This window comes from Micromonospora radicis, assembly GCF_003583405.1.
Taxonomy (GTDB): domain Bacteria; phylum Actinomycetota; class Actinomycetes; order Mycobacteriales; family Micromonosporaceae; genus Micromonospora; species Micromonospora radicis.
Genome location: NZ_QXEC01000072.1, coordinates 1 through 450, shown reverse-complemented (window position 1 = coordinate 450; position 450 = coordinate 1). Strand labels below are relative to the sequence as shown.

The following is a 450-nucleotide window of genomic DNA, read 5'->3' as shown; positions in this document are numbered from 1 at the left end:
TACGACGGTCGGAGTAACCGCGCTCCACGCTCGGCCAGCCATCGGTCCAGTTCCGCGGACATGTATCCCTTGTCCGCGACGATCAGCAGGTCGGGACGTTCGGCGATGTGAACCGCCCCGGGCGTTTCACCGTCGGGCGGGACCGGCCGCACTCGACCGGCGTCGAGTCCACCACCCAGGTGGCGTTGGTCCACAGGTCGGTGTCCGCCGCGAGCACGCGGATCGTCCGCTTGAGTGGCGGCACCGCCGCCGGTAACCGTTTGTTGTAACCAGACTGCCCGGGCAGGTATGGAAACGCCCCGGGTGGATGCCCAGGGACGAACCGCAGCCAACGGGCTTCGGACCGCATACCGAGCAGGGCCTGAGCCACGGCCAGGGTGAGCGGGTAGGCGTGATTTCACCCTGAAATTTTGATTTCACCATGAAATCAACGCTCTGAAGGTAACCCTC

General features: G+C 65.1%; 1 pseudogene. It reads right to left on the bottom strand.

The features are described 5' to 3' along the window. Positions 1-382, bottom strand: a pseudogene (locus tag D2L64_RS28630) (IS982 family transposase); the annotation flags it as partial. Positions 383-450: the final 68 nt, after the last annotated feature.